The 22,801-nt window shown below is 63.0% G+C and carries 23 protein-coding genes; 17 read left to right on the top strand and 6 right to left on the bottom strand.

Annotation, left to right across the window (positions count from 1 at the left end; genetic code table 11):
* The first annotated feature begins 1 nt into the window (after position 1).
* From PHA8399_RS17475 to PHA8399_RS17465, 3 genes are read left to right on the top strand one after another with little or no spacing between them, the layout of a single operon-like run.
* On the top strand, positions 2–274 hold the full coding sequence (locus tag PHA8399_RS17475; protein ID WP_019295350.1) for a YciI family protein: 273 nt from the start codon (positions 2–4) through the stop codon (positions 272–274).
* Positions 274–696 carry an EVE domain-containing protein gene (locus PHA8399_RS17470; protein ID WP_058287399.1) on the top strand — a complete coding sequence of 141 codons (423 nt, stop codon included), beginning with the start codon at positions 274–276 and terminating at the stop codon, positions 694–696. Before PHA8399_RS17475 ends, PHA8399_RS17470 begins: the two co-directional genes overlap by 1 nt.
* Positions 697–742: 46 nt before the next feature.
* Positions 743–1,138 (top strand): DUF1761 domain-containing protein, encoded by a 396-nt coding sequence (locus tag PHA8399_RS17465; protein WP_058287398.1) that lies wholly within the window; start codon positions 743–745, stop codon positions 1,136–1,138.
* A gap of 307 nt (positions 1,139–1,445) precedes the next feature.
* Here PHA8399_RS17465 and PHA8399_RS17460 read toward each other — a convergent pair whose 3' ends face one another.
* The 3 genes from PHA8399_RS17460 to PHA8399_RS17450 all read right to left on the bottom strand — a co-directional run bounded on the left by PHA8399_RS17460 (position 1,446) and on the right by PHA8399_RS17450 (position 4,223).
* Positions 1,446–2,153, bottom strand: coding sequence for a PRC-barrel domain-containing protein (locus PHA8399_RS17460; RefSeq protein WP_058287397.1), 708 nt, complete (start codon positions 2,151–2,153; stop codon positions 1,446–1,448).
* Between the two features lie 214 nt (positions 2,154–2,367).
* Complete coding sequence (gene ahcY / locus PHA8399_RS17455; RefSeq protein WP_058287396.1) at positions 2,368–3,756, bottom strand: adenosylhomocysteinase; 1,389 nt, start codon at positions 3,754–3,756, stop codon at positions 2,368–2,370.
* A gap of 152 nt (positions 3,757–3,908) precedes the next feature.
* Positions 3,909–4,223 (bottom strand): hypothetical protein, encoded by a 315-nt coding sequence (locus tag PHA8399_RS17450; protein WP_058287395.1) that lies wholly within the window; start codon positions 4,221–4,223, stop codon positions 3,909–3,911.
* Positions 4,224–4,458: 235 nt separating this feature from the next.
* Between PHA8399_RS17450 and PHA8399_RS17445 the strand changes: the two genes are divergently transcribed.
* Positions 4,459–5,055, top strand: a complete 597-nt coding sequence (locus tag PHA8399_RS17445) for an HD domain-containing protein (RefSeq protein ID WP_058287394.1) — start codon at positions 4,459–4,461, stop codon at positions 5,053–5,055.
* Between the two features lie 3 nt (positions 5,056–5,058).
* On the opposite strand, the gene PHA8399_RS17440 is transcribed toward PHA8399_RS17445, so the two are convergent.
* Both PHA8399_RS17440 and PHA8399_RS17435 read right to left on the bottom strand, forming a co-directional pair.
* Entirely contained in the window at positions 5,059–5,613 is a 555-nt protein-coding gene (locus PHA8399_RS17440) for an ActR/PrrA/RegA family redox response regulator transcription factor (RefSeq protein ID WP_027235894.1), read from the bottom strand.
* 78 nt (positions 5,614–5,691) lie between these two features.
* The gene (locus PHA8399_RS17435; RefSeq protein ID WP_058287393.1) at positions 5,692–6,312 is read right to left on the bottom strand and encodes an SCO family protein; all 621 of its coding nucleotides are present in this window, start codon (positions 6,310–6,312) and stop codon (positions 5,692–5,694) included.
* A 116-nt stretch (positions 6,313–6,428) separates the two neighbouring features.
* On the opposite strand from PHA8399_RS17435, the gene regB reads away from it, so the two are divergent.
* The 10 genes from regB to PHA8399_RS17385 all read left to right on the top strand — a co-directional run bounded on the left by regB (position 6,429) and on the right by PHA8399_RS17385 (position 19,198).
* On the top strand, positions 6,429–7,823 hold the full coding sequence (regB, locus tag PHA8399_RS17430) for a sensor histidine kinase RegB (RefSeq protein ID WP_058287392.1): 1,395 nt from the start codon (positions 6,429–6,431) through the stop codon (positions 7,821–7,823).
* Between the two features lie 89 nt (positions 7,824–7,912).
* Positions 7,913–9,460 (top strand): PAS-domain containing protein, encoded by a 1,548-nt coding sequence (locus tag PHA8399_RS17425; protein ID WP_058287391.1) that lies wholly within the window; start codon positions 7,913–7,915, stop codon positions 9,458–9,460.
* Between the two features lie 49 nt (positions 9,461–9,509).
* Positions 9,510–9,986 carry a tRNA (adenosine(37)-N6)-threonylcarbamoyltransferase complex ATPase subunit type 1 TsaE gene (gene tsaE / locus PHA8399_RS17420; protein ID WP_058287390.1) on the top strand — a complete coding sequence of 159 codons (477 nt, stop codon included), beginning with the start codon at positions 9,510–9,512 and terminating at the stop codon, positions 9,984–9,986.
* The gene (locus PHA8399_RS17415) at positions 9,983–10,981 is read left to right on the top strand and encodes an aminoglycoside phosphotransferase family protein (RefSeq protein WP_058287389.1); all 999 of its coding nucleotides are present in this window, start codon (positions 9,983–9,985) and stop codon (positions 10,979–10,981) included. The genes tsaE and PHA8399_RS17415 overlap by 4 nt, the downstream gene beginning before the upstream one ends.
* Positions 10,981–11,673, top strand: a complete 693-nt coding sequence (locus PHA8399_RS17410; RefSeq protein WP_244270247.1) for a nucleotidyltransferase family protein — start codon at positions 10,981–10,983, stop codon at positions 11,671–11,673. Before PHA8399_RS17415 ends, PHA8399_RS17410 begins: the two co-directional genes overlap by 1 nt.
* The gene (addB, locus tag PHA8399_RS17405; RefSeq protein WP_208856335.1) at positions 11,663–14,596 is read left to right on the top strand and encodes a double-strand break repair protein AddB; all 2,934 of its coding nucleotides are present in this window, start codon (positions 11,663–11,665) and stop codon (positions 14,594–14,596) included. Before PHA8399_RS17410 ends, addB begins: the two co-directional genes overlap by 11 nt.
* On the top strand, positions 14,593–17,946 hold the full coding sequence (gene addA, locus PHA8399_RS17400) for a double-strand break repair helicase AddA (protein WP_058287388.1): 3,354 nt from the start codon (positions 14,593–14,595) through the stop codon (positions 17,944–17,946). The genes addB and addA overlap by 4 nt, the downstream gene beginning before the upstream one ends.
* A 62-nt stretch (positions 17,947–18,008) precedes the next feature.
* On the top strand, positions 18,009–18,329 hold the full coding sequence (gene trxA, locus PHA8399_RS17395) for a thioredoxin (RefSeq protein WP_008557909.1): 321 nt from the start codon (positions 18,009–18,011) through the stop codon (positions 18,327–18,329).
* Between the two features lie 153 nt (positions 18,330–18,482).
* Positions 18,483–18,830, top strand: coding sequence for a Lin0512 family protein (locus PHA8399_RS17390; RefSeq protein WP_058287387.1), 348 nt, complete (start codon positions 18,483–18,485; stop codon positions 18,828–18,830).
* Positions 18,827–19,198, top strand: coding sequence for a Lin0512 family protein (locus tag PHA8399_RS17385; RefSeq protein ID WP_058287386.1), 372 nt, complete (start codon positions 18,827–18,829; stop codon positions 19,196–19,198). The genes PHA8399_RS17390 and PHA8399_RS17385 overlap by 4 nt, the downstream gene beginning before the upstream one ends.
* Before the next feature lie 52 nt (positions 19,199–19,250).
* Here PHA8399_RS17385 and PHA8399_RS17380 read toward each other — a convergent pair whose 3' ends face one another.
* Positions 19,251–19,442 (bottom strand): DUF1127 domain-containing protein, encoded by a 192-nt coding sequence (locus PHA8399_RS17380; protein ID WP_008555919.1) that lies wholly within the window; start codon positions 19,440–19,442, stop codon positions 19,251–19,253.
* A 221-nt stretch (positions 19,443–19,663) separates the two neighbouring features.
* Here PHA8399_RS17380 and hslV point away from each other — a divergent pair, with 221 nt between their 5' ends.
* The 3 genes from hslV to PHA8399_RS17365 all read left to right on the top strand — a co-directional run bounded on the left by hslV (position 19,664) and on the right by PHA8399_RS17365 (position 22,792).
* On the top strand, positions 19,664–20,221 hold the full coding sequence (hslV, locus tag PHA8399_RS17375) for an ATP-dependent protease subunit HslV (protein ID WP_008554606.1): 558 nt from the start codon (positions 19,664–19,666) through the stop codon (positions 20,219–20,221).
* A 62-nt stretch (positions 20,222–20,283) separates the two neighbouring features.
* A complete protein-coding gene (hslU, locus tag PHA8399_RS17370; protein ID WP_058287385.1) occupies positions 20,284–21,591 on the top strand; it encodes an ATP-dependent protease ATPase subunit HslU in 1,308 nt (435 codons plus the stop codon).
* 79 nt (positions 21,592–21,670) lie between these two features.
* Entirely contained in the window at positions 21,671–22,792 is a 1,122-nt protein-coding gene (locus PHA8399_RS17365) for an alpha/beta hydrolase (protein WP_058287384.1), read from the top strand.
* The last annotated feature ends 9 nt before the right edge of the window (positions 22,793–22,801 follow it).

The following is a 22,801-nucleotide window of genomic DNA, read 5'->3' as shown; positions in this document are numbered from 1 at the left end:
AATGCTTATTGCATTGATCGCCCGCGACAAACCCGGCCATCTGCAGACCCGGCTGGATAACCGTGACGCCCATCTGGCCTATATCAATGACACTGGCGCAGTGGCGCAGGCAGGCCCGCTGCTGGATCAGGATGGTAATATGGCCGGCTCCTTGGTTATTCTGGACGTTGAAGACATGGCGGCAGGTGAGGCTTGGGCGGCAAATGACCCTTACAACAAGGCCGGCCTCTTTGAAGCTGTCGAATTGATCACCTGGAAGAAAGTTATCGGCTGATGCGCTACTGGCTGTTCAAATCCGAACCCTCCACCTGGAGCTGGGACGACCAGATCTCCAAAGGCGAAGCGGGTGAGGAATGGGACGGCGTGCGCAACTACCAGGCGCGCAACTTCATGCGCGAAATGAGCATCGGCGACCGCGGGTTCTTCTATCACTCGCAAAAAGAGAAATCCGTGGTCGGCATCGTCGAGGTCTGCGCAGAGGCGCACCCGGACAGCACCACCGTGGACGACCGCTGGGAATGCGTCGATATCAAGGCGGTGCGCCCCTTTGCCAAGCCGGTAAGCCTGGATCAGATCAAAGCTGACCCGCGGCTGGAAGAGATGGTGCTGGTCAAAAACTCCCGCCTGTCGGTGCAGCCAGTGAGCGAGGCGGAGTGGGCCGCTGTCTGCGCGCTGGGGGAGACAGATCCCGGCTGATCTGCCACTCTGCTCTCAAGCGGCGGGAACCATTGAAGGGAGCATCATGGAATTTCTGAGTGTGATCGCGGCGGCGGCTGCGGCCTTTGTGCTGGGGGCAGTTTACTACGGCGCTTTGGCCAAGCCCTGGGTCGAAGCCTCTGGCGTGGAATGCGACGAGACCGGTAAGCCAAAAGGCGGCCAAAGCCCGATGATCTTTGCCATGGCTTTTGTCCTGCAACTGATTGTGGCGGGCATGATGCGGCATGTTTTCAGCCTGTCCGGCATCGAAACACTGGGTGCCGGTCTGATCGGCGGAGCAGGCATCGGCCTGTTTTTCATCAGCCCATGGATTGCCCTGAACAATATGTATGGAATGCGGCCGGTGAAGCTGACGCTGATTGATGGCGGGTATGCCACGCTGGCCTGCGCGGCGGCCGGTCTGGTTCTGACCTTGTTCTGAAACCAAAAAGGGAAGGACCTGCGGACAAGCAGGACCTTCCCTTCCACCCCGCGTGCTCCAATCCACCACACGCGTATGAAAATCTGGTTCCTGGCCGTCCTGGCCGGTGACTCCTGTATAGCGGCCGGCAGTACGATTCCGCAAAGCAATAACCCGGACAATGTGAGCTAAAACAAAAGCACCCGCGAATGAGTGCCCAGAGGTTCAACCGGAAGTATGCAACTGGCGGGAAGCTGCGCTGAGTGCTGCAGACCGGCCTGCAACTGAGAAATGGGGCGTCTCTAGCTGAGACGCCCCGCCGGGAAATTTACATATAGTCGCCGAGAATGACCTCGCTTTTCACCGGTTCAATTGCGTTTTCGTCAATTTCCGGCATCGCCTTCAGCTCTGCTTCGGACTGTGCGGTCAGCCGCAGCTGCCCGTTCTTGGTCACCTCGAAGTCGGTCAGGGGGATTGCGACCGAGTGTTCGCCCATACCCAGGAAGCCGCCGACCCCAACGACACCGGACAGTTTATCGTCGTGCATGATCACATAATCGATTTCGCCGACATCGGCATCAGAGGCGCTCAGCACGTTCTTGCCGACCAGTTCTCCAACTGTCATGGCGCGGATGTCCATTGCGCCTTCAGTGTTGGGAAGCGCGGGGGAATTGGTCGATTCTGCGGTTTCGCTGATGTCCGCGCCCGCAACCGGCTCAGTGCCCTCGGTACCATCGCGCGAGGGGGAGCGGTCGACGCCAGCGGAGGCGCCGGCAGGATCGCTGTCAGTGGTTTCGGTAACGGAGTCAGCAGCGCCGGCTTCGTCCAGAACGGTGCCCTCGCCTTCGTTGCCGCGCGACGGAGACGTTTCGACACCGGCCGATGCGCCAACGCCGTCGTCACTGGACGCGAGAATGAGTTCGGCTTCGGCAGTCGCGAAGGAACCGTTTTCAGCTGCAATCCCGGCACCAGCCACCAGCGCGGCGGCGGCAGCGGTTACCAGCATACGGGCGTTTGATTTCATTTCGATTTTCATGACAGATTCTCCTCAGCCTGAAGTTGTTGATGCTGAGACAACGCAGCACCGCCTCAAGCTGTTCCATCACGAAAAAGATACCCTCAATCAGCCACCCGCATGGAACCTTTTGCCGCCTTCTGTTTTGCCGTTACCAAAACAGACCGGACCACTCGGTATAACGAAAAAGCCCCGCCAAATGGCGGGGCTTTTCATTGCATCGGAAACTGAATGCTCAGTAGCGGTAATGCTCCGGCTTGAACGGGCCTTCCGGCTTGACGCCGATGTAGGCGGCCTGTTCGGCGCTAAGCTGGGTCAGCTTGACGCCAATGCGGCCCAGGTGCAGGCGGGCGACTTTCTCGTCCAGGTGCTTGGGCAGGATATAAACCTGGTTCTCGTAGTTATCGCCGCGGGTCCACAGTTCGATCTGGGCCAGCACCTGGTTGGTGAAGGAGGCCGACATCACGAACGACGGGTGGCCGGTCGCGTTGCCCAGGTTCAGCAGGCGGCCTTCGGACAGCAGAATGATGCGGTTGCCCGAGGGCATCTCGATCATATCCACCTGCTCCTTGATGTTGGTCCACTTGTGGTTGCGCAGGCTGGCCACCTGGATCTCATTGTCGAAGTGGCCGATGTTGCCGACAATCGCCATATCCTTCATCTCGCGCATGTGCTCGATGCGGATCACATCCTTGTTGCCGGTGGTGGTGATGAAGATATCGGCGGAGGACACGACATCTTCCAGCAGCACCACTTCAAAACCGTCCATTGCGGCCTGCAGGGCGCAGATCGGGTCGGCTTCGGTGACTTTCACACGGGCGCCGGCGCCGCGCAGGGAGGCCGCGGAGCCCTTGCCCACGTCGCCATAGCCGCAGACCACGGCAACCTTGCCGGCCATCATGGTGTCGGTGGCACGGCGGATGCCGTCGACCAGCGATTCCTTGCAGCCGTATTTGTTGTCGAACTTCGATTTTGTAACGGAGTCGTTCACGTTGATCGCCGGGAACGGCAGCTGGCCGTTCTTCTGCAGATCATACAGGCGGTGGACGCCGGTGGTGGTTTCCTCGGACACGCCCAGGATCGCATCGCGGGTCTTGGTGAACCAGCCCGGGGAGGCTTCCATGCGCTTCTTGATCTGCGCCTTGATGACCGCTTCCTCTTCGGACTGCGGCACCGGGATGATGTCCTCGCCGGCTTCGGCACGCGCGCCCAGCAGCACATAGAGGGTGGCATCGCCGCCATCGTCCAGGATCAGGTTGGCACCTTCAGGGAACATGAACGACTTGTCCAGGTAATCCCAATGCTCTTCCAGGGTCTGGCCCTTGATGGCAAAGACCGGGATGCCGGCCTCAGCAATTGCCGCGGCGGCGTGATCCTGGGTCGAGAAGATGTTGCAGGAGGCCCAGCGCACATCTGCGCCCAGCGCCACCAGCGTTTCAATCAGAACTGCGGTCTGAATGGTCATGTGCAGCGAGCCGACGATGCGCGCGCCCTTCAGCGGTTTGCTTGCGCCGTATTCCTCGCGCAGGGCCATCAGGCCCGGCATTTCCGTTTCGGCGATATCCAGCTCCTTGCGGCCAAAGCCGGCCAGCGCGATGTCTTTGACGATATAATCCCCGGCCATAGTCTGCTCCATTCCGGTTACGAGTACACTTGCTGCAGGGCCTAACACTGCATGTGTTGATATTCAACGAAGATACCCGCAACCGGAGCCGAAGGCTCTGGCTTTTTGTGGTCGGTCAGGCTGTGGGGGGATAGCCTGTCACGCTGGCTGTGTCAGCTTGGCGTGCCCGGGTCCGGCGCTTTGTCCGCAATGTGGAAGAACGAGGATCCGGTTGCGACGACGCAGCTGATCCCGTTTGCATGGGTAACCAGAACGGTGAACGTCCCGGTTTCATCCGACGCCCAGACCTCGATCACAGTGGCCTCGGTCCGGCCTTTCTGCAAACCGCCGGCGGTCAGCCGCTCGGAATACCCGCTTGCCAGCTTCTCGGTCATCACCTCGCGGTCGCCGCAGCTGGCAGCCAGCGCAGGCGGCGCGGTCGCGGCCATGCCGAAAAGCAAAGAAACACCAAGCAGACGTTTGAACATGACAAACTCCTTTCCGTTATGTGAGTCACGTCACAAAAGGGGTTTGCCGCGCGAGGGGGCGGAGCCCCTTATACCCTTATAATATTGGGTCTGAATGGGGCGGTTTCAAATTCACAGCTTATAAACACTGGGTTTTCACCCGTGTCCCGGCCGTGAACAGGACATGGTTCACAGCATTGCCCGAAGCCTGTTCAGGAGGTAGTCAAAGAGGAACCGCAGCGACAGGACACACCCCATGCCCGCCAAACCCGCCCGCGCCTGGCAGCGCATGCTCTCCGGCCGCCGGCTGGATCTGCTGGACCCGACGCCGGTGGACATAGAGATCGAGGACATCGCCCACGGGCTGGCCTTTGTGGCGCGATGGAACGGTCAGACCCGCGGGGATTTTGCCTATTCGGTCGCAGAGCACTCGCTGCTGGTCGAAGACATCTTTTCCCGGATGTACCCCAAGGCGCCGGTTAAATGGCGGCTGGCGGCGCTGCTGCACGATGCCCCCGAATATGTGATCGGTGACATGATCTCTCCGGTCAAAGCCGCAGTGGGAGCGGGTTATGGCGAATTGGACCAGAGGCTGACCACGGCCATTCATCTGCGGTTCGGGCTGCCCGCGGCGCTGCCCAAGACGGTCAAAGCGCAGATCAAGCGCGCGGACAAGGTAAGCGCCTGGATGGAGGCGGTGCAGATCGCCGGATTTCAGGAGAAGGAAGCCAGCCGGTTCTTCGGCACGCCGAAACCGGAGATCGTGGACGGGCTGGAAATCGTGCTGCGTCCGCCGGTCGAAACCCGCATGGCATTCTTGGGGCGCCATGCGGAACTGATGATACAGCTGTAAGGCTCAGCGCGGGCTGCGCTTGGCCAGGATCCGCTGCAGCGTGCGCCGGTGCATGTTCAGCCGCCGGGCGGTTTCTGACACGTTGCGGTCGCACAGCTCATAGATCCGCTGGATATGCTCCCAGCGCACCCGGTCCGCGCTCATCGGGTTGTCCGGCGGCGGCGGAAGCTCATCCTCTGTGGCCAAGAGCGCATTCATGATGTCGGTGGCATCGGCCGGCTTGGACAGGTAATCGGTTGCGCCGATCTTCACCGCGGCCACCGCCGTCGCAATGGCGCCGTAACCGGTCAGCACCACCACCCGGCTGTCGGGACGTTTTTCGCGCAGAACCTCGACCACATCCAGGCCATTACCGTCTTCCAGCCGCAGGTCGACAACCGCATAGGCCGGCGGGCGGGCGGTTGCAATGGCGCTGCCAGCCGCAACAGAGCCCGCGGTTTCCACCTCGAAGCCGCGTTTCTCCATTGCCTTGGCCAGACGCCGCAGGAACGGCTCGTCATCATCGACCAGCAGCAGCGATTTATCGGGTCCAATGTCCTGCAGAGCAGTTTCGGCCATGCCCGGTCCTCCGCGAAGTTTTTCAGTTCACGCAAGAATATGTCCGGGCAAGGGGAAAGGTCAAACAGCTATCGCGGTTCAGATTTTTTCTATGAAACAGGCAGCCTTGCCGGCCATCTGCTCTGCCGTTTCGTCGCGGCGGAAAAACTCGACAAAGCCTTCCTCAGGCAGCACCAGATACGAGAATGTGGAATGGTCGACCAGGTAGTAATCCTCGTCGCCCTCATTCTTCTTGAAATAGGTCTTATAGGCCTTGCTGGCCGCCCTGACCTGCTCCAGCGAGCCGGTCAGCCCGATCATTTTCTCATGCAGGTTTGCGGCGAAATCGCCAACCGCTTCAGGTGTATCGCGGTCGGGGTCGATCGAAATGAACACCGGCGTCACGCTGATGCCGCGCTCCGCCAGCAGATCGACGGCATCCGCATTGCGGGCTGCATCCATCGGGCAGACGTCCGGGCAAAAGGTATATCCGAAGTAGACGATCGATGGTTCGGTGATCACATCCTTGTCGGTCACCGTCTCGCCCCGGGAATTGATCAGCTCAAACGCCCCGCCGATGGTATCCGTCCCGCCGGCGATCTGGCTGCTGCGGCACTGTGCGAATTTGTCACCCCCGTTGCCTCCGCGTGTCAGAAACCAGGCGCCGCCCACAAGGGCAGCAACAAAAGCAACGGCAAGAAGAGCATACACGCGGGTCATGAGATTGCACTTTTCGGTAAGGAAGGATTGTTGAACGTTTGCGGCGCCAGACCTATCAAGAAATACAGCCGATGCAACTGGCGCACGGCGTCACATCTGCGGGAGCAGCGGACCTTATGAGCGATCGCATTTTCAGGCTGATGAGCGGCCATGAGCACAGCCACTGGATCCGGCTGCGGACCTTGATTCTGCTGCGCTGGGTGGCGATTGCCGGGCAGATCACCGCCATCGCGGTGGCGCAGCACCGCTTCAACCTGCAGCTGGAGCTGGCATTGTGCTACCTGGCCATCGGCATTTCGGCGGCGGGCAACCTGATCGCCATCTTTGCCTTCCCGGAAAACAAGCGCCTGACAGAGTTCGAGAATTTCCTGATGGTCCTGTTCGACCTGCTGCAGCTGGCCTTCCTGCTGTATCTGACAGGCGGACTGAACAACCCCTTTGCGCTGCTGGTGCTGGGCCCGGTCACCATCTCCGCTGCGGTGATGGGTCTGCGCTCCACCCTTATCATCGGTGCCACGGCTATTATCCTGGTCACGCTGATGGCCGAATTTCACCTGCCGCTGCGGACCGAACAGGGTTTTATCCTGCGTATCCCTGATGTGTTTATTTTCGGCAACTGGATCGCCATTGTGATCGCCATCCTGTTCATCGGCGCCTACTCCTTCCGTGTCAGTAACGAGATGCGGTCTATGTCGGATGCGCTGAGCGCGACCCAGCTGGCGCTGTCGCGCGAACAGAAACTAACCGATCTGGGTGGTGTTGTGGCGGCCGCGGCGCATGAGCTGGGCACCCCCCTGGCCACCATCAAGCTCGCCAGCGCCGAGCTGATCGAGGAACTGGACGACCGCCCCGACCTGCGCGAGGACGCCGCCCTGATCCGCGAGCAGGCCGACCGCTGCCGCGATATCCTGCGCAGCATGGGCCGGGCCGGCAAGGACGACCTGCACTTGCGCCAAGCGCCGTTTTCCACCCTTGTGACCGAGGCCGCAGAGCCGCATATGAACCGGGGCAAGACGGTCATCTATCATGAGGAACCGCTGGAAGGCGGCGATTTCCAGCAGCCAACCGTGCTGCGAAAGCCCGAGATCATTCACGGTCTGCGCAACCTGGTGCAAAACGCCGTCGATTTTGCCCGGTCCACCGTCTGGATTGATGCAGCCTGGAACGACGACCGGATCATCCTGCGCATTTGCGATGACGGCCAGGGCTTCCCGCCGCAGCTGCTGGGCCGGATCGGCGACCCCTTCGTGCGCAGACGCCGCGGGGAAAGCGAATTGAAGCAGAGACCGGAATACGAAGGCATGGGGCTGGGGCTGTTCATCGCCAAAACCCTGCTTCAGCGCACCGGCGCCCAGCTGAGGTTTGCGAATGGCACTGACCCGTTCCAGACCCTCAGCCCCTTCCGCGAACGCCGCGGCGCCATTGTCGAGGTGGCCTGGCCGCGCAAAAAAATCGACGCAATGGAGGACGGCGGCCCTGTCATTGGGAAAAATATACCTTTAGAAATTTAACTATTCACTTTTGGGCAACCAATTAAACTTCATTTAACCATTATTGGGGAACCATGCGGGTAAACGAGAGCTGAACTGGGCAGGACGAGATGCAGGACTTCGCTTCGATCGAATGGTTTGTACTGGCGGCGCTGTGCGCTGCAACGGCTGCCGCCGCGGTTTGGTGGCTGTCGCCAACGCCCCGCCGCCGCGGCATGGCGCACGACCTGCTGGCCACCGATGGCCGTACCGATGCCGTGTTCCTGTTTGACGACAACAGCCTGATCGGCTGGTCCTCCGGCGCGCGCAAGTTCATTGGCGATCAGGCCGAAAACTTTGACTGGAGCATGTTGCGCGATCAGCTGGCCCGCAGCTATCCGGGCCTGCCGCAATCGCCGGGTTTCCTCAAGGACGTCGGCCCGCTGGTCCTGTCCGGCACTGCCGCTGCCGAAAGCCGCGAGGCGCATTGCGAATGGATTGACGGGGTGACCCGGGTGCAGCTGCGCCGCAGCGCCCTGGAGGAGCAGAACAAATCCCTTGATCAGGAACTGACCACCCTGCGCGCCGCGGTGCATCAGGCGCCCTACCCGGTCTGGCTACAATCGGAAGAGGGCAACGTCACCTGGTCCAACCTTGCCTATGACAACCTCAGCCAGAAAATCCGCGGCCGGAACGCGGATTTTGCCGACCCCCTGTTCACCGATCTGCACGACCCGATGACCAGCGGCAAGCCTGAGCGGATCTCCATCCCGCTGCCGGAAAGCAAGAAAAAGCTGTGGTATAACGTCTCGACCACCGAAACCGAGGCCGGCTGGCTGTGCCATGCGGTCGACGTGAACGCTGTGGTCGATGCTGAGGTGGCCCAGCGCAATTTTGTCCAGACGCTGGCCAAGACCTTTGCGCAGCTGTCGATTGGCCTCGCGATCTTTGACCGCAACCGGCAGCTGGTTCTGTTCAACCCGGTTCTGATCGACCTGACCGCCCTGCCCGCCAACTTCCTCAGCTCGCGGCCCAACCTGCTGACCTTCTTTGATCGCCTGCGCGATCAGCGGATGATGCCGGAACCGAAAAGCTATTCCAGCTGGCGCCACCAGATGGCCGACCTGCTGGAAGCCGCTGCCGAAGGCCGGTACCAGGAAACCTGGTCGCTGCCGTCGGGCTCCGTCTACAAGGTGTCTGGCCGCCCTCATCCGGACGGTGCCATCGCCTTCCTGTTCGAGGACATCACCGCCGAAGTGACCCTCACCCGCCAGTTCCGCTCAGAGCTGGAAATGGGGCAGTCGATCCTGGACCAGATGGACGAGGCGATCGCAGTCTTTGCCAGCGACGGCACCATGACTTTCTGCAACACCGCCTATGGCAGCCTGTGGCAGATGGACCCTGAGGCGAGCTTTGCCAAAGTATCAATTATGGATGCCAGCCGGGTCTGGCAGAATACCGCCGCCCCGACCCCCGTCTGGGGTGAGATCCGCGATTTTGTTGCCGGTTACAAAGGGCGGGAGGCCTGGTGGTCCCGCGTCCAGTTGCGCGATGGCACGCCGCTGATCTGCAAGGTATCGGCGATCCAGAACGGTGCCAGCATGGTCAGCTTCCGCCCGCCGGAAACCGCCGCCCTGCCGGCGAGCCAGGAGCGTTTCCCCGCCATCACCCAGGGTTGAACCGGGAAACCGGCTTGCAGCAGGCCGGCGGCGGCGGCATTGTACCGCCATGACCACGCATACCGCGGCCTGCACGCTGAACTCACCGGAAGATACGGCCCGCTTGGCCGCACAAATCGCCGGGGCCCTGCGCCCCGGCGATTGCCTGCTGCTGGAGGGGGTGGTCGGCGCCGGCAAGACCCATTTCGCCCGCCACCTGATCCAATCGCTGATGGAGGTGCCCGAAGACGTGCCCTCCCCCACCTTCACGCTGGTGCAGACCTATGACGTGCCCGCCGGCGAGCTGTGGCACACCGATCTCTACCGGTTGTCCTCACTGGACGAACTGGAGGAGCTGGGCCTGACCGAGGCGTTTGACTCCGCGATCTGCCTGGTGGAATGGCCCGACCGGCTGGCTGAGCTGACGCCTGCCCACGCCCTGCATCTGACGCTGGCGCTGGACCCCGAACACGAAGACCGCCGCCATCTGACGCTCCGCTGGAGCGATGAGAAATGGCAGCCCCTGATGGAGCGCATCAGCGCATGACCGACCGCAATCAACTTTGCGACTCTTTCCTGTCCGCAACACCTTATGCCTGCTGGCGGCGCGGCCCGCTCGCCGGCGACGCCTCCAACCGCCGCTATGAGCGGCTGACAGGTGCCGATGGCAAAACAGTGGTGCTGATGGACGCGCCGCCGGAAAAGGGCGAAGACATCCGTCCGTTCATCCGCGTTGCCGAATATCTGCGGAAGCAGGGCCTTAGCGCGCCGGAGATTCTGGAACAGGATGCCGAACACGGCTTCCTGCTGCTGGAGGATCTGGGCGACGATCTTTATGCCCGGGTTATCCGGCGCGAACCGGCCTTGGAAAAGCAGCTGTATGAGGCGGCGACGGATGCGCTGGTGACACTGCACCAGGCACCAATGCCGGATCTGGAACCTTACGGCCCGCGGATGATGGCGGAAATGTCCGCGCTGGCGTTGTCGAAGTACCGCGCCGGCATCACCGGCAGCCAGGATCCAGACCTGCAGGCCCGGTTCGAGGATCTGTTCGAAGACATCCTGCGCGCCACCGTGAAAGGCGATCCGGTTCTGGTACAGCGCGACTATCACGCCGAAAACCTTCTGTGGCTGCCGGACCGCAAGGGCGTTGCCCGTGTCGGCCTTCTGGATTTTCAGGACGCCCGCGCCGGCCATCCGGCCTATGATCTGGTATCGCTGCTGCAGGATGCCCGCCGGGACGTGCCCGCCGGCATCGAAATGCAGATGATCGACCGCTACGTCGCAGCGGCTGGCGTTGATGAGTCCGGCTTCCGTACCGCCTATACCGTGCTTGGCGTGCAGCGGAACCTGCGCATTCTCGGCGTCTTTGCCCGGCTCAGCATGGATTACGGCAAACCCCATTACGTGGATCTGATCCCGCGGGTCTGGGACCATTTCATCCGCGGGCTGGAGCACCCGGCACTGGCCCGGATCGGCGCTTTGCTGCGCGAGAGCCTGCCTGCCCCCACCCCGGAAAACCTGGACAAGCTGAGGCCCTGATGCAGCGCTCCCCCGATGCTGTCATGCTGTTTGCCGCCGGGTTTGGCACCCGGATGCGGGAGTTGACCAGCGACAAGCCGAAACCGATGATCGAGGTGGCAGGCAGGCCGCTGATCTCCCACGCGCTAGAGTTGGCCCAAGCGGTCCAGCCGGCCCGGATCGCCGCCAACCTGCATTACAAGCCGGAACCGCTGAAGGCCTTGTTAGAGCCTGAAAACGTGCTCCTCAGTCTGGAGACACCTGACATTCTCGACACCGGCGGCGGCCTGCGCCAGGCCCTGCCGCTGCTGGGGGACGGCCCGGTTTTCACGATGAACACCGACGCCATCTGGAAAGGCCCGAACCCGCTGCATCTGGCGCAGGAGGCCTGGGACCCGGCGCGCATGGATGCACTGTTGGTCTGCGTGCCACTGGACAGGGCCGTCGGCCGCACCGGCGGCGGCGATTTCTCGACGGATGCCGATGGGCGCATCAGCCGCGGCGGCGATCTGGTCTATGGCGGAGTGCAGATTCTGAAAACGGAAAGGCTTCACCAGGTTGAGGACAAGGTTTTCTCGCTCAACATACTCTGGAATCAGATGGCCGCGGCAGGCCGGCTGTTTGCGCTGGAATATCCCGGCCGCTGGTGCGATGTGGGGCGCCCCGAAGGGGTCACACTGGCCGAGGACCTGATAACCGCTGATGATGTTTGAACCATCCGCCAAACCGCGCCTGTTTGCCGTGCCCTGCGGCGCCGATTTCCCGCGTGCGCTGGTTGAGGGCTTGCGCAGCCGCAGCCAGGGCCTGCCACCGGAGGCGCTGGCGCGGGCTGAATTGATCGTCAACACCTCCCGCATGGCGCGCCGGGTGCGTGGCCTGTTTGATACCGGCCCGGCCATGCTGCTGCCGCGGATGATGCTGCTGACCGACCTGGCCCAACGCGCCACGCTGGACGGCCTGCCGCCCGCCCTGCCCCCGCTGCGGCGCCGTCTGGAACTGTCGCAGCTGATTGCGAAACTTCTGGACGCACAACCCGATCTCGCCTCCCGCGCCTCGCTTTATGACCTGTCCGACAGCCTGGCTGCGCTGATCGATGAGATGCAGGGCGAAGGCGTCAGCACCGATACGATCCGCGCGCTGGATGTCTCAGACATGTCGGGCCATTGGGCCCGCGCGCAGGCCTTTATCGGCATCGCCGACGAATTCACCGGCCTGCATGAGGGCGCGATGGATGCACAGGCCCGGCAGCGGCAGGTGGTCCTGAATCTGATTGAACAGTGGCAGGACAAGCCCCCGCAGCATCCGGTGATCCTGGCCGGCTCCACCGGATCGCGCGGCACAACGCTGATGCTGATGCAGGCCATCGCGCGGCTGCCGCAAGGGGCCGTGGTGCTGCCCGGCTTCGACTTTGACCAGCCGGATCATGTCTGGGCCGGGCTGGATGATCCGATGATCTCGGAAGATCACCCGCAGTACCGCTTCCACAAGCTGATGAAGGATCTGGAGCTGACACCCGGCGACGTGCAGCCCTGGACGGAAACGCTGCCGGCCTCGCCCGAACGCAACCGGCTGGTTTCGCTGGCCTTGCGCCCTGCCCCTGTCACCGATGCCTGGATGAGGGAAGGCCCCTTGCTGACCGGGTTGAGCGAGGCCACCGAAAACCTCACCCTGGTGGAGGCGCCCAGCCCCCGTGCCGAGGCGCTCGCCATTGCATTGCGCCTGCGCCAGGCGGCCGAAGACGGGCAGACCGCGGCGCTGATCACCCCGGACCGGATGCTGACCCGCCAGGTCTCCGCGGCGCTGGACCGCTGGGACATTCTGCCCGATGACTCCGCCGGCCAGCCCTTGCAGCTGTCGCCGCCGGGCCGCTTCCTGCGCCATGTGGCGGGGCTGTTCTGCAAGCCGCTGGCCTGCGACAGCCTGCTGACTTTGCTGAAACACCCGCTCACCCATGACGGCGCGGACCGCGGCAACCATCTGCGCCAGACGCGCGAGCTGGAACTGTCCCTGCGCCGCAACGGCCCGCCTTTCCCGGATGCCGCCGCCTTTGCCGCCTTTGAAAAGGGCCGTGAGCTGACGCCGGGATGGACCGGTTGGCTGTCATCCTGTTTCGCGGATCAAGAGGTTGCCGGCACGCTTCCCCTGACGAACTGGGTCCAGCGTCTGCGCGGCCTGGCCGAAGACATCGCCGCCGGCAGCCAGGCCGATGGCGCCGGCACGCTGTGGGACAAGAAAGCCGGTCAAGCCGCCCTCGCCTGCATCGAAAACCTGGAGGCCGAGGCGCCTTATGGCGGCGATATGACCGCCCGCGACTTTGCCGATCTTCTGGGCGCGCTGCTGAGCCAGGGTGAGGTCCGTGACCGCGATGCGCCTTATGGCTCGATTATGATCTGGGGCACACTGGAGGCGCGTGTGCAGGGTGCTGATCTGGTGATCCTTGGCGGCCTCAACGAAGGCAGCTGGCCCGAGGCTGCTTCCCCCGATCCCTGGCTGAACCGCCAGCTTCGAAATCAGGCCGGGCTCTTGCTGCCCGAACGCCGCATCGGGTTGTCGGCGCATGATTTCCAGCAGGCCATCGCCGCGCCGGAGGTCTGGCTGACCCGCGCCGAACGGTCAGAGGAAGCCGATACCGTGCCCTCGCGCTGGCTGAACAGGCTGACCAACCTGCTGTCGGGCTTGCCGGATCAGGGCGGCCATGCGGCACTGGACACCATGCGCGCCAAGGGCCGCCAGTGGCTTGGCTGGGCGGAGGCGCTGGAAGAACCGGCGCCGATTCCGCAATATCGCCGCCCGTCCCCGTGCCCGCCTGTGGCCGCCCGCCCGCGGCGGCTGACGATCACCGAAATTCCGCGGCTGATCCGCGATCCTTATGCGATCTATGCTAAACATGTGCTGCGCTTGAGGCCGCTGAACCCGCTGGTGCAGGAACCCGACGCCCTGCTGCGCGGCATCGTTGTGCATGAGGTGTTTGAGCATTTCATCAAGGAAACGCAGGCCGACCCCTCGCTGCTGACCGCCGGTCATCTGGTCGGCAAAACCCGGGAGCTGCTGGAGACGCACGTGCCTTGGCCCGTGGCCCGCATCCTGTGGCACAGCCGCATCCGCAAGATTGCCGGCGACTTTGTCCTGGCCGAGCAGGAGCGCCAGGCCCGCGCCAAACCGGTCGCCTTTGAGGCCAAGGGCAGCGCCCGGCTGGATCCGCTCGATTTCACGATCGCCTGCCGCGCCGACCGGATTGACATGGACGACCGCGGATTTCTGCACCTCTATGACTACAAGACGGGCACGCCGCCCAGCGAGGCACAGCAGAAGAAATTCGAAAAACAGCTGCTGATCGAAGCGGCCATGGCCGAAGAGGGCGCTTTCGACGACCTCGGCCCTGCGGAGGTCGCGCGTGCCTTGTTCATAGGATTGGGCAGCAAACTGAGCGAAGTGCCGGCGCCGCTGGAGGCAGAGCCGCCAGCCAAGGTCTGGGATGAGCTGCGCACGCTTATCGCGGCCTATTTTGAGCCTGACCAAGGCTATTCGAGCCGGCGCATGGTGCACCGGGACGACATCGCCGGCGATTACGACCACCTGGCGCGCTACGGCGAATGGGACCGCAGCGCCACCCCGCAGCCGGAGGATCTGGCATGACCATCCGCGATGCCGCCTCTGAGGCGCAGTTCAGGGCTGCGCGCCCTGATGCTTCTACTTGGCTGGCCGCCAATGCAGGCTCTGGCAAGACCAAAGTGCTGACCGACCGGGTGGCACGGCTGTTGCTGAAGGGCGTGCAGCCGCAGCACATCCTGTGCCTCACCTACACCAAGGCCGCCGCCAGCGAGATGCAAAACCGGCTGTTCAAACGGCTGGGGGAATGGGCGATGCTTGGGGATGCGGCGCTGACCGCCGCGCTGACCGAACTGGGAGAAGTCAGCACCACGGCTGAGGATTTGGCGCAGGCGCGCACCCTGTTCGCCCGTGCGATCGAGACACCGGGCGGGTTGAAGATTCAAACCATCCATTCCTTCTGTTCCTCACTGCTGCGCCGGTTCCCGCTGGAGGCCGGCGTCAGCCCCCAGTTTGCCGAGATGGACGACCGCGCAGGCCAGCTGCTGCGGGCGGAGATCATGGAGGACTTTGCCCAGGGCCCGCAAGCGCCTCAGCTCGATGCCCTGGCACGGCAAGTCAGCGACAGTGATTTTGAGACGCTCACCTCTGCCATCTGCCAGCGCCGCGCTGATTTCGGTGACCCACTGGACTGGGCCCAGCTTCTGGAGCTGTTCGGGCTCCCCGAAGGTTTTGACGAGACTGCACTGGAAGCGCTGGTGTTTCTGGGCGGCGAGGAAGAGCTGCTGCAGCGCACCCGCGAGATGCTGGGGCAGGGCGGTTCGACCGACCTAAAGGCCGCGGCCAAGCTGGCTGGCATCACCAAACCCGCGCTTGCCGACCTGGGGACATTTGAAAGCGTGTTTCTGACTGGCGCCAGCGCCAAGGAGCCTTTCACAGCCAAAATAGACAAGTTCCCGACCAAGAAACTGCGCGAATCCCACCTGTCCCTGATGGATCAACTGGAACCGCTGATGCGGCGGGTTGAGGATGCGCGGGCAAAACGCCTGGCGCTGACGGCAGCGCGCAAGAGTCACGACCTGCACCGTTTTGCCGCCGCCTTCCTGCCGGAATACGAGCGCCGCAAGCAGCTGCGCGGCTGGCTCGACTTCGACGACCTGATCCTGAAGGCGCGCCAGCTGCTGAACGATCCGGGCGTTGCCGCTTGGGTGCTCTACCGCCTGGATGGCGGCATCGACCACATCCTGGTGGACGAGGCGCAGGATACCAGCCCGGTGCAATGGGACGTGATCGAAAAGCTGGCGCAGGAATTCACCGCCGGCGAAGGCGCGCGGTCCGACGTGGAGCGCACGATCTTTGTGGTCGGCGACAAGAAGCAGTCGATCTATTCTTTTCAGGGCGCCGACCCGGATGCGTTCGACCGGATGCAGCAGGAGTTCGGCAACCGGCTGGCGGAAACCGGAGCAGGGCTGCAGGATGCTTCGCTCGACTTTTCCTTCCGCTCCTCCGCCGCGATCCTGAAACTGGTGGATCTGGTGTTTCGCGACAGCCCGCGGGCAGGATTCCGCAAGGACGCGCTGCACCAAGCGTTTAAATCCGACCTGCCGGGCCGGGTGGATCTGTGGCCGGTGGTCGGCAAGGTCGAGGATGACGAGGACCCCGACTGGACCAGCCCGGTGGACCGCCCCAGCAGCCGCCACCACACTGTGATCCTGGCGGAGCGCATTGCGCGTTCGATCAAACGGATGATCGGCACCGGCGTCACCATCCCCGAGGACGGCCCGGAACGGGGCACCTTTCAGCGCCGCCCGGTGCAGGCCGGCGACTTCCTGATCCTGGTGCAGCGCCGGTCCGATCTGTTCTCGGAAATCATCCGTGCCTGCAAGAAAGCCGAACTGCCCATCGCCGGCGCCGACCGGCTGAAGGTGGGCGCAGAACTGGCCGTCAAGGATATCGCGGCGCTGCTGCGGTTCCTTGCTTTGCCCGAAGATTCTCTGTCGCTCGCGGAGGCGCTGAAATCGCCCCTCTTTGGCTGGACGGAGCAGGCGCTGTTCGACCTCGCGCACCGGCGGGAGGCGATGTACCTGTGGTCGGCATTGCGCGACCGGGCAGGGGAGTTCCCCGAAACCATGGCCGTGCTGAACGACCTGCGCGCCAACGCCGACTTCCTGCGCCCCTACGACCTGATCGAACGCATTCTGACCCGTCATGGCGGCCGGCAAAAACTGCTGGGCCGGCTGGGACCGGAGGCTGAGGACGGCATCAACGCGCTGCTGTCGCAGGCGCTGGCCTATGAGCGCACCGATGTCCCCAGCCTCACCGGCTTTCTGGTCTGGATGCAGACCGATGATCTGGAGATCAAACGCCAGATGGGCGCGGCAGGCAACATGATCCGGGTGATGTCGGTGCATGGCTCCAAGGGGCTGGAAGCGCCGATCGTGATTTTGCCTGACACTGCCAAACGGCAGGCTCCGCGGGATGCAGAGATCATGCTGGCCGATGGCACCCCGGTCTGGAAGCTGCCCAAGGACCAGATGCCGCCCGCCATGCTGGCGGCCCGCGAAACCGCGCAGGAGAAGCTGCAGAACGAACGGCTGAGGCTGTTGTATGTGGCCCTGACCCGGGCGGAGAAGTGGCTGATCGTCGCTGCTGCCGGCGAGGTCGGTGAGCAGGGCGACAGCTGGTACCGGCTGACCGAGCGTGCGATGCGCGACGGCGGCGCGGTGGAATTCGACGCGGAAGGCGGCACCGGCCTGCGGCTGCAGCATGGCGATTGGGACGGCCCGCCGCTGGTCGTGCCCGAAGCACAGGAAGTTGTGAAACATGATCTGCCGGAGGTCTTCACCCGCTCTGCCAGAGCCTATGCAGCGCCGGCGCCAGCGCTCAGCCCGTCCGACCTGGGCGGAGCCAAAGCGCTGCCGGGCGATCAGGGGCTTGATGAGAAGGCAGCAAAGGCCCGCGGCAGCCGGCTGCACCTGCTTCTGGAGCATCTGCCGGGACGGGCTGGCGCAGACTGGCCGCAGCTGGCGCAAAACTTGCTGCAAGGGGCAGGCGACTGTGCGGAACTGCTGGCCGAGGCCTCCGCAGTACTGCGGAATGCCGCTCTGGCAGATGTTTTTCACCCGGATACACTGGCCGAGGTTCCTGTCACCGCTGACCTGAACGGCGCCCGCCTGCATGGCGTCATCGACCGGCTGATCGTCACACCGGAAACGGTCCTCGCGGTGGATTTCAAATCGAACGCCACCGTGCCCGCAACGCCTGAACAATGCCCCGAAGGCCTGTTGCGGCAGATGGGGGCCTATGCCCATGCGCTGGCTCTGATCTATCCGGGCCGCACTATCGAAACCGCACTGCTCTGGACCCGTACCGCAACCCTGATGCCGCTGCCGCACGACCTTGTGACTGCGGCATTGAAGCGGCAGTTGGAACCTTGACGATCGGTTAAGCCGTACCTAGGTTCCGACTCCAGTTGCCACACACTCATGGAGACATTCATATGTCCACCGTTGCCGTCACCGACGCCACTTTTGACGCCGAAGTCAAGAACTCCGACATCCCCGTTGTGGTGGATTTCTGGGCTGAGTGGTGCGGTCCCTGTAAGCAGATTGGCCCGGCTCTGGAAGAGCTGGCCGTGGAATTCGACGGCAAGGTGAAAATTGCCAAGGTCGACGTGGACAGCAACCCGAACGCCGCCGCTGCCATGGGCGTGCGCGGTATCCCGGCGCTGTTCATCTTCAAGGACGGCCAGGTGATCTCGAACCGCGCAGGCGCCGCCCCCAAGGCCGCGCTGCAGAGCTGGATCGAAGAGTCGATCTGAGCCTGAACCAGCTGCCGCATTTCAAAGAGCTGTCCCGGCGGGGACAGCTCTTTTTTTTGGCAAGCTCTGGTGCTGCGGCAATCGCCAAACTGGCTCTTTCCTTTGCCCGGCTGCCCTGCAAGGGTCGCACACAAGGCAGATACAGGAGGCAGCATGGCCAAGACACGGGTCCTGGTGGAATTCGGCATGGGCACATCTCTCAGGCGCGAAGATTACACCGAAGCCGCCCGCCGCGCGATCAGGGACGCGCTGTGGCACAACTCCGTCAACATGGCGGAACTGTTTGATTTCTCGAAAGAAGACATGATCATCGATGCCGAGATCGGTGTGCAGGAACCGGAAGCGGTGGACAAGGACGCGCTTCTGGAGATCTTCCCCTACGGCCGGCCCAGCATCACGGTGGTGAAAGGCGGGCTCGACATAGACAAGCCCCAGGGCGGACGCACGGTGATCGCCAATGCAGCCGTGGTTGTGTCCTTTGACATGGAGGCCGCAGAATGAGCGAAAAGCGCATCATCCTGGAAATGGGCACCGGCAACGATCTTTACGGCCAGGACTATACCAAAGCCGCCCGCCGTGCGGTGCAGGACGCGCTGCATCACTCCTCCATCACGCTGTTTTCCAAGCTGGGAGTAGACCACAGCGAAATGCGGGTGGAGGTAATCATCGGCGTGCAGCAGCCGGACGCGGTGGATTGCGAACTGGTGGCACAGGACCTGCCGCGCGGACGGGCCAGGGTGCGGGCGGTCAAAGGCGGTCTGGATGTGGAGGATGCCGCGGAAGGCAGCCGTCATGTGGTGGCCACCGCAGCGGTCGAAGCCTGGCTGCCGGATCAGGCCGGTAAATACAAAATCAGAACCCCGGAATGAACAAAGCCGCCCGTGGCAGGGCGGCTCATTCAGGGTTTCTGGTCATCGGGGATCAGAACTTGGCGATGTCGGAACGGTCGAGGCCGATGTCTCGCAGCTGGGCATCGGTCAGCTGCGCCAGAACCTTGCGGGTTTCGCGGGCAACATACCATTCCACGATGGCGGTTTTCACATTGGCCACTGCGTCGACCACGCGGAGAACGGTGACTGCTCCGAGCGGCGCATGAATGTTTGCGGTCGTCATTTGCGCATATCCTTCTGAGAAACAGCCGACGCTGTGCCGGTTGCGAGCTTCATTTAGGATGCGGTTCCGGGTTCCACAATTGCCGGTTAAACAGCCCCGATCTGCAAATGCTGCATAGCAGCGAACACCGGCGCAAGCCTGGGATCAGCGCGGATCCTAGCCGATCTCTTGTGCCGGCGGGGGGTTGGTTCCATATAGGGGGCAACCAAACGGAGACTTACATGGCAGACGATAAATTTCCTGGCTGGCACGGCACCACGATCATCGGTGTGAAAAAGAATGGCCAGGTCGTCATCGCCGGCGACGGCCAGGTTTCGCTGGGGCAAACGGTGATCAAGGGCACCGCCCGCAAGGTGCGCCGCCTGTCGCCTGGCGGGTTTGACGTGGTGGCGGGTTTTGCCGGCTCGACCGCTGACGCGTTCACTCTGCTTGAACGGCTGGAAGCCAAGCTGGAAGCGACCCCGGGCCAGCTGGCCCGTGCCAGTGTCGAGCTGGCCAAGGACTGGCGCACCGACAAATACCTGCAGAAGCTGGAGGCGATGCTGATTGTCACCGACGGCAAGGACATGTTCGTGATTACCGGCGCCGGCGACGTGCTAGAACCGGAACATGATGTGGCGGCAATCGGCTCCGGCGGAAATTACGCACTGGCGGCCGCCCGCGGCCTGATGGACAGCGACAGGTCCGCCGAAACGGTAGCGCGGGACGCCATGGCCATCGCCGCCGATATCTGTGTCTACACCAATGGAAACCTGACCGTCGAAACCATCGGCGGCTAAGAAATTTCCTCGAAATTCTTAGCAAAACTTTTCCTCAAGAGTTTTGCCCGGAAAGGACTGACATGACCGATCTCACCCCCCGCGAAATCGTCTCGGAACTGGACCGCTTCATCATCGGCCAAAAGGAAGCCAAGCGCGCCGTGGCCGTGGCGCTGCGCAGCCGCTGGCGGCGCAAGCAGCTTGCCGACGATCTGCGCGACGAGGTCTATCCCAAGAACATTCTGATGATCGGCCCCACCGGGGTCGGCAAGACCGAGATTTCCCGCCGCCTGGCCAAGCTGGCACGCGCGCCCTTCATCAAGGTGGAAGCCACAAAGTTCACCGAAGTCGGCTATGTCGGCCGGGATGTTGAGCAGATCATCCGTGACCTGGTTGACAGCGCCATTGCCCAGACCCGCGAGTACATGCGCGAAGACGTGAAGGCAAACGCACGCCAAGCGGCGGAGGACCGGGTTGTGGAAGCCATCGCCGGCAGTGATGCCCGCGAATCCACCCGCGACATGTTCCGTAAGAAGCTCAAGGCCGGTGAGCTGGACGATACCGTGATTGAACTGGATGTGGCCGACACCTCCAACCCGATGGGCATGTTCGAAATTCCCGGCCAGCCCGGCGGCAACATGGGGATGCTGAACCTCGGCGATCTGTTCGGCAAGGCGATGGGCGGCCGCACCACCCGCAAGAAGATGACCGTCGCCGAAAGCTATGAGGTGCTGATCGGCGAGGAGGCCGACAAGCTGCTGGATGACGAGACCGTCACCCGCAGCGCCCTGGAGTCGGTGGAACAGAACGGCATCGTCTTCCTGGACGAGATCGACAAGGTCTGCGCGCGCCAGGAAACCCGGGGCGGCGATGTCAGCCGCGAAGGCGTGCAGCGCGACCTGCTGCCGCTGATCGAAGGCACCACCGTCAGCACCAAGCACGGGCCGGTCAAAACCGACCACATCCTGTTCATCGCCTCCGGCGCCTTCCACATCGCCAAGCCATCAGACCTGCTGCCCGAACTGCAGGGCCGCTTGCCGATCCGGGTCAACCTGCGGGCCCTGACGGAGGAGGACTTCGTCCGAATCCTGACCGAGACCGACAATGCGCTGACCCGCCAGTACACTGCGCTGATGGGCACCGAAGAAGTTGAGGTCGCCTTCACCAAAGACGGGATCGCGGCCCTGGCCAAGATCGCAGCCGAGGTGAACCGGAGCGTGGAAAACATCGGCGCCCGGCGGCTGTACACGGTGATGGAGCGGGTGTTTGAGGAACTGTCCTTTACCGCACCGGACCGTTCGGGTGAGGCGGTAACCGTGGACGCGGCCTTTGTCACAAAGAACCTGGGTGAGCTTGGCCGCTCAGCTGATCTCAGCCGTTACGTGCTGTAACCCGCCCGCACGGGTTGCGGCCGCTGGACATTGGCGGCAGGTGCAGTAGCCTGCCGCCAGTTCATTGAGGTGGGATGACATGCAAAGGCTGCGCCTGATTTGCGGTGTGACGCTGGTGTTACTGACAGCTTGCACTGACAGGTCCTTTTCCCCCACCTATCCCGCAGCCCTGAACGTGGGCACCCCCAAGACCGTGTTTGCCGCCACCAATCGCGACCAGCTGCCCGATGGCACCTTTGGCGTGGAGCGGGCAGAGGGATACAGCCTGCTTGAACTGACCGTTTCAATTCCGCCGGAACATACTCCGGGTTCCCTGAAATTCGGCTACAGGAACCCGGATCCCGTCACTGAGTTCACCATGGCAGGGCGGAAGAAATTCGAAAGTGACGCAGCCTTCGGGGCACGGTTGCAGCAGGAACTGGCCAAGTTTCCGCCAAAGGAACGCGACATCACGGTGTTCGTGCATGGCTTCAACTCGACCCAGGCCGAAACTGCGTTCCGGGCCGCCCAACTGACCCATGATATCAACGTTCCCGGCGCCACGGTCATCTATTCATGGCCCAGCAAGGGACAACCGCTTGGCTATGCCTATGACGGCGACAGCGTTCTGTTCGCCCGCGACGGACTGGAGCAGCTGCTGCGCAAGCTGCGTGTCGCCGGCGCCGGCCGGGTGGTGGTCGTCGCGCATTCCATGGGCGGGCTGCTGACGATGGAGACGCTGCGCCAGATTGAAATCCAGACCCCCGGGTGGACCGCCCGGAACCTGGGCGGCGTGGTGCTGATGTCGCCGGATCTGGACATTGATGTGTTCAAGACCCAGATGCGGCGGTTCCGCAAGGTGCCGCAGCCTTTCCTGATCTTTGTCTCGCGAAAGGACAACATTCTGACGCTTTCCCAGCGCCTGCGCGGGCTGGACGGGCAAGAGCGGCTCGGCAATCTGGACAATATCGAAGAGCTGAGCAGCCTGCCGGTGGAAATCATCGACACCACCGCCTTTGCCGGCGAGGCGGAGTCACAGCATTTCGTGGCGGCTTCCTCGCCGGCGCTGGTGGCGCTGCTGAACGGCGCCCGGCAAACCGCGGACACGTTTGCACGCGACCGGGCGCGAAACCGGCTTCAGAACATACTGCCGGGCCAGATTGTCATTCGCGAAAATGCCGTCAAGGTCGCGCTGACCGGGACGCCTGCGGACAACAGGTAACGGCCCTGC

Source organism: Leisingera aquaemixtae, assembly GCF_001458395.1.
Lineage (GTDB): Bacteria > Pseudomonadota > Alphaproteobacteria > Rhodobacterales > Rhodobacteraceae > Leisingera > Leisingera aquaemixtae.
Note: the sequence above shows the minus strand (reverse complement) of the source record. Positions and strands in the feature narration are given on the sequence as shown.

Bases quoted from the DNA above. Each gene is read 5' to 3' on its own strand.
- PHA8399_RS17425 (WP_058287391.1), top strand. From the start codon at position 7,913: ATGCAGGACTTCGCTTCGATCGAATGGTTTGTACTGGCGGCGCTGTGC.
- PHA8399_RS17440 (WP_027235894.1), bottom strand. From the start codon at position 5,613: ATGGCCGAAACTGCTCTGCAGGACATTGGACCCGATAAATCGCTGCTG.
- addA (WP_058287388.1), top strand. From the start codon at position 14,593: ATGACCATCCGCGATGCCGCCTCTGAGGCGCAGTTCAGGGCTGCGCGC.
- PHA8399_RS17385 (WP_058287386.1), top strand. From the start codon at position 18,827: ATGAGCGAAAAGCGCATCATCCTGGAAATGGGCACCGGCAACGATCTT.
- PHA8399_RS17410 (WP_244270247.1), top strand. From the start codon at position 10,981: ATGCAGCGCTCCCCCGATGCTGTCATGCTGTTTGCCGCCGGGTTTGGC.
- PHA8399_RS17445 (WP_058287394.1), top strand. From the start codon at position 4,459: ATGCCCGCCAAACCCGCCCGCGCCTGGCAGCGCATGCTCTCCGGCCGC.
- ahcY (WP_058287396.1), bottom strand. From the start codon at position 3,756: ATGGCCGGGGATTATATCGTCAAAGACATCGCGCTGGCCGGCTTTGGC.
- PHA8399_RS17475 (WP_019295350.1), top strand. From the start codon at position 2: ATGCTTATTGCATTGATCGCCCGCGACAAACCCGGCCATCTGCAGACC.
- PHA8399_RS17390 (WP_058287387.1), top strand. From the start codon at position 18,483: ATGGCCAAGACACGGGTCCTGGTGGAATTCGGCATGGGCACATCTCTC.
- PHA8399_RS17415 (WP_058287389.1), top strand. From the start codon at position 9,983: ATGACCGACCGCAATCAACTTTGCGACTCTTTCCTGTCCGCAACACCT.
- tsaE (WP_058287390.1), top strand. From the start codon at position 9,510: ATGACCACGCATACCGCGGCCTGCACGCTGAACTCACCGGAAGATACG.
- PHA8399_RS17380 (WP_008555919.1), bottom strand. From the start codon at position 19,442: ATGACGACCGCAAACATTCATGCGCCGCTCGGAGCAGTCACCGTTCTC.
- trxA (WP_008557909.1), top strand. From the start codon at position 18,009: ATGTCCACCGTTGCCGTCACCGACGCCACTTTTGACGCCGAAGTCAAG.
- PHA8399_RS17465 (WP_058287398.1), top strand. From the start codon at position 743: ATGGAATTTCTGAGTGTGATCGCGGCGGCGGCTGCGGCCTTTGTGCTG.
- regB (WP_058287392.1), top strand. From the start codon at position 6,429: ATGAGCGATCGCATTTTCAGGCTGATGAGCGGCCATGAGCACAGCCAC.
- PHA8399_RS17435 (WP_058287393.1), bottom strand. From the start codon at position 6,312: ATGACCCGCGTGTATGCTCTTCTTGCCGTTGCTTTTGTTGCTGCCCTT.
- PHA8399_RS17470 (WP_058287399.1), top strand. From the start codon at position 274: ATGCGCTACTGGCTGTTCAAATCCGAACCCTCCACCTGGAGCTGGGAC.
- PHA8399_RS17450 (WP_058287395.1), bottom strand. From the start codon at position 4,223: ATGTTCAAACGTCTGCTTGGTGTTTCTTTGCTTTTCGGCATGGCCGCG.
- addB (WP_208856335.1), top strand. From the start codon at position 11,663: ATGATGTTTGAACCATCCGCCAAACCGCGCCTGTTTGCCGTGCCCTGC.
- PHA8399_RS17460 (WP_058287397.1), bottom strand. From the start codon at position 2,153: ATGAAAATCGAAATGAAATCAAACGCCCGTATGCTGGTAACCGCTGCC.
- hslV (WP_008554606.1), top strand. From the start codon at position 19,664: ATGGCAGACGATAAATTTCCTGGCTGGCACGGCACCACGATCATCGGT.
- PHA8399_RS17365 (WP_058287384.1), top strand. From the start codon at position 21,671: ATGCAAAGGCTGCGCCTGATTTGCGGTGTGACGCTGGTGTTACTGACA.
- hslU (WP_058287385.1), top strand. From the start codon at position 20,284: ATGACCGATCTCACCCCCCGCGAAATCGTCTCGGAACTGGACCGCTTC.